Origin of the sequence: Bradyrhizobium sp. 17, from assembly GCF_023073515.1 — a bacterium.
GTDB lineage: Bacteria > Pseudomonadota > Alphaproteobacteria > Rhizobiales > Xanthobacteraceae > Bradyrhizobium > Bradyrhizobium canariense_D.
Map to the genome: position 1 here is coordinate 118,845 of NZ_JADPJQ010000128.1, position 4,298 is coordinate 123,142.

Consider the following 4,298-nt stretch of genomic DNA (forward strand, 5'->3'; position numbering starts at 1 on the left):
ATCCGGCGCTTCGCGCCACCTTCTCCCATAAGGGGAGAAGGAAGAAAGGACCTACCGCCCCCTGAAATTCGCGACCCGCCGCTCTTCCGTGGCCTTCACGCCTTCCTTGAAGTCTTCCGTGGCGCGCAGTCGGGTCTGCTCCTCGAGCTCGTGATTGGTCGCGGCCATCACGCGATCGGCGAGGCCAGCGCGCATCGTGGCGCGGGTGGAGACGAGGCCGAGCGGGGAGCATTCGGCGATTTCACCGGCGAGCTTCAGTGCGGCCGCCTTGACCTGGTCCTGCGGCACCAGCTCGTTGGCGAGGCCCCATTTGAAGGCCTCCTCACCGGTGACGCGGCGGCTGGTGTAGAACATCAGCTCGGCGTTGTTCTTTCCGATCAGCTCGGGCAGCGTCACAGTCAGGCCGAAGCCGGGATGAAAGCCGAGCTTTGTAAAGTTCGCGGAGAAGCGCGCTTCGGGGCAGGTGACCCGGAAGTCCGCCGAGACCGCGAGGCCCAGTCCGCCGCCGATGGCGGCGCCCTGCACGGCCGCGACGATCGGCTTCTTGGCGCGGAAGATGCGCACGGCCTGGATGTAGAGATGATTGATCGCCCCGAGGCTATCGGCCGGATCGCCCTTGGCCGTCTTATCGGCTTCGCGCGCCTCTTGCGCCTGTCGTGCCGGGTCCTGGAAATTGGCGCCGGCGCAAAACGCCTTGCCCTGGGCCGATAGCACCGAGGCGCGAATCTCGATGTCGCGATCGAACTCGTCGAGTGCGTCCGCGATCTGGTTGATCAGCGAAATGTCGAAGAAGTTGAGCGGCGGGCGGCGGATCTCGATGGTGCCGACGTGACCAACTTTTTCGACGCCGATATCTTTATAGGTGCTCATGATGTCCTCGAATGATTAGCGCAAACCAAGCCCGCGGGCGATGATGCCGCGCAGCACCTCGGTGGTGCCGCCCTGGATGGTGAGTTTCGGCGCGGTTTTGATGGCGAAGTCGAGCTGCCGCTCCAGCGTCTCGCGGTTGGTCGCGGTCTCCTCGACGAAGGCGGCGAGATCGCGCACGCGGTGCGGCAGCTGCTGTTCCCACACCGTGCCGATGTCCTTGACGATGGAGGCTTCGACGACCGGCTCCTTGCCGGCTTGCAGCATGCCCGCGACCGAGACCGACATGCGCCGCATGGTGTGGAGCTGCGCCACCAGCCGGCCGATGCCTTCGGCGCTGCGGGTATCCGGATTGGGACCAACGGCGCGAACCAGCTCGGTCAGCACGTAATAGGTCTCCAGGAAGCGCTCGGGGCCCGAACGCTCATAAGCGAGCTCGCTGGTCGCCTGCTTCCAGGCGCCGTCCACTTCGCCGAGCACATGATCGTCAGGCACGAAGAAATCGGTGAACACGACCTCGTTGAACTCGTACTGGCCGGTGATCTGGCCGATCGGGTTCACCTGGATGCCCGGCTGCTTCATCTTGACCAGGAACTGGGTCAGGCCGTGACGTCGGTTTTCCTTGGTCGGCTGCGACGTCCGGAAGATCGCGATCATGTAGTCGGCGATATGCGCCGACGAGGTCCAGATCTTGGTGCCATTGATGAGATAGCCGCCGTCGGTCTTGGTCGCGCGGGTCTTCGCGGCAAACAGGTCCGAGCCGGAGTTCGGTTCGCTCATGCCGATCGCGAAGCAGATCTCGCCGCGGCAGATGCGCGGCAGGATGTCCATTTTGATGTGCTCAGGCGCGTATTTGATCAGCACCGGTCCGCTCTGGCGGTCGGCGACGAAGAAGCGCCGCGTCGGCGCGTTGGCGACGCGCATCTCCTCCGTCACCACGTAACGTTCGAGGAACGAGCGCTCCTGGCCGCCATATTTTTTCGGCCATGTCATGCCGAGCCAACCCTTGGCGCCGACCCGGCGGGAGAATTCCGGCGCGTCGGTGTCTTCGCGGTTGGGCTTGTGCGGATCGAAGGTACCGGCGGCGATTTCCTCCGCGAGGAAGGCGCGTACTTCCTTGCGCAATTGCTCGCATTTCTCGGGCAGGCGGATCGGATCGAAACGGAGGGCAGCGGTCATTGTTGTCTCGTCCCTGATCAGCGCGAAGCCACGAGCGGCCACAATTCGTCGGCGCCGCGGTTGGCAATGAGCTTGCCGAGCTCGACGGCCCAGTGGCTTTCCGAACCGAAATCGTCGCGCCAGGCAAGCGCCCGCAGCGAATAGCGGTGCAGGATGTGCTCCAGGGTGAAGCCGATCGCGCCATGGACCTGGTGCGCAATGGCGCCGCCCTTTTCCGCAGCTTCCGCGCAGCGGATCTTTGCGGAGGCGGCTTCGAGATAGACCGCGTCATCGAACGACTTTGCGTTGGCGATGGCGTCGGCCGCGGAAGTCGCAGCCGCAAGCGCAGCAGCCGACTCGCCGGCGAGGCGGGCGAGATTGTGCTGCACCGCCTGGAATTTGGAGATCTTCTTCTCGAAGGCGACGCGCTCGTTGGAATAGCGCACGGAGATGTCGAGCATCGATTCCAGCGCGCCCGCGATCTGAAGGCTGCGCGCGACGCCGCCCATCAGCATCATTGTGGTCTGGTCAAAGCCGCTCGGCGCGGGCTTGATGGTGAGGGGCTGGACCTTGTCGAGCGTGACGGTGTCGCTGTGGTCATAGCCGACATTGAGTCCGGTCTCGATCCGGCCCTTGCTCGCATCCACCAGCGCGACCGCGACTCCGTCCTTGCCGTGGGCCAGCACCGCGAAGTGCTTTGCCGCCTTTGCGAAGGGCACGCCGCGGGCGCGGCCGGAGAGCGCACCATCGGCATCGCGGGTGATGCGATCCTTGGGCGACGCCGGCAGCACCGTCATCTCCCCCTCCGGGGAAGCGATCTTCGCCTGCGCCAGCAGCCAGCCGGCCAGCATGGTCTCGGCCAGGGGAACCGCGACTGCGAAACGGCCGGCCGCGTTCAGCAGCGCAAAGCCGTCGGCCAGACTCGCGCCGGAGCCGCCGAGATCGTCGGGCACCCAGGCCAGCGGCAGGCCGGCCTCGCTCAGCGCCTGCCACAGCGGCGCCTGCCACGAATCCTTCTTGTCGTTGTTGACGGTCTGCGGATCGGCGAGATCGGCGAAGATTTTCTCCGCGGTCTCGACGACGATATTGTCACTCTCCGCCACAGCGTTCCCCGTGTTTTGCCATTGGCGCATCCGGCCCCAGTGGGGCGGGCGCGCAGGTTCTTCTTGCGCCCGATGATCCAAAAAAGCCATGGCCCTGACAAGCGCTGATCGCAGGTCAACCTGCGGCGCGGGCATGGGCGATGAGCTAATTCCGCTTAGCGGAGTTTGCTCGATTTGCAGGGCGCGGCAAACTCGCTAAACAGAACGTCGATACTCAATCAAGGGGAAGGAAATCCGGATGGCAAAGGACAGTTTGTGCGCAATCGTGACGGGGTCCGCCTCCGGCCTGGGCGCTGCGACCGCGGAAATTCTCGCACGGAGCGGGGCGCGGCTCGTCATCAACTATTCCTCGAGCCAGAAGGAAGCGGAGGCGACCGCGGAGCATTGCCGCAAGGCGGGCTCACCGGAAGTTCTGGTCGCGCAGGGCGACGTCTCGAAGGATGACGATTGCCGCAAGATCGTCGCGGCAGCTGGCGGCTGGGGCCGGCTCGACGTGCTCGTCAACAATGCCGGCACCACCAAGCATGTCGTCCATGCCGATCTCGACGGATTGTCGGCGGAAGATTTCCAGCGCCTGTACGGCGTCAACACCATCGGCCCGTTCCAGATGGTGCGCGCGGCGCGCAGCCTGCTCGAGGCCGGCGCCAAAGCTTCTGGGCGGCCGTCCGCCGTGGTCAACATCTCCTCGGTCGCCGGCATCAGCGGCGTCGGATCGTCGATCGCATACGCCGCGAGCAAGGGCGCGCTCAACACCATGACGCTGTCGCTGTCGCGCGCGCTGGCGCCGCTGATCCGCGTCAACACGGTATGCCCGGGCTATATCGATACACCCTGGTTCACCAAGGGCCGCGGCGAGGCGGGCGCCAAGCAGGTGCGCGACAGCGTCGCGGCGAAGGTGCCGCTGAAGGTCGCGTCATCGGCGGAAGACATCGCGCAGCTCGTCTGTTTCCTGGCGATGCCGGCCTCCAGCAACATGACCGGCGAAGTCGTGCGCATGGATGCGGGGATGCATTTGGTGACGTGATCGCGCGGCACATTCTCTCCACGTCGTCGCCGGGCTTGACCCGGCCTCCGCTCTCTCCACGTCGTCGCCGGGCTTGACCCGGCCTCCGCTCTCTCCACGTCATGGCCGGGCTTGACCCGGCCATCCACGTGTCGCCGCGCGGATCA

Annotated in this window: 4 protein-coding genes; 1 reads left to right on the plus strand and 3 read right to left on the minus strand. The window is 65.4% G+C overall.

Annotation, left to right across the window (positions count from 1 at the left end):
* Positions 1-51: 51 nt before the first annotated feature.
* Genes IVB13_RS35645 through IVB13_RS35655 form a run of 3 tightly spaced genes read right to left on the minus strand, consistent with a single transcriptional unit; the run spans position 52 to position 3,128 of the window.
* Positions 52-870, minus strand: coding sequence for an enoyl-CoA hydratase/isomerase family protein (locus IVB13_RS35645; protein WP_018452966.1), 819 nt, complete (start codon positions 868-870; stop codon positions 52-54).
* A 15-nt stretch (positions 871-885) separates the two neighbouring features.
* Positions 886-2,046, minus strand: a complete 1,161-nt coding sequence (locus IVB13_RS35650; protein ID WP_008133127.1) for an acyl-CoA dehydrogenase family protein — start codon at positions 2,044-2,046, stop codon at positions 886-888.
* A gap of 17 nt (positions 2,047-2,063) precedes the next feature.
* The gene (locus IVB13_RS35655; protein ID WP_026232431.1) at positions 2,064-3,128 is read right to left on the minus strand and encodes an acyl-CoA dehydrogenase family protein; all 1,065 of its coding nucleotides are present in this window, start codon (positions 3,126-3,128) and stop codon (positions 2,064-2,066) included.
* A 238-nt stretch (positions 3,129-3,366) separates the two neighbouring features.
* Between IVB13_RS35655 and IVB13_RS35660 the strand changes: the two genes are divergently transcribed.
* The gene (locus tag IVB13_RS35660) at positions 3,367-4,152 is read left to right on the plus strand and encodes an SDR family oxidoreductase (protein ID WP_018452969.1); all 786 of its coding nucleotides are present in this window, start codon (positions 3,367-3,369) and stop codon (positions 4,150-4,152) included.
* Positions 4,153-4,298: the final 146 nt, after the last annotated feature.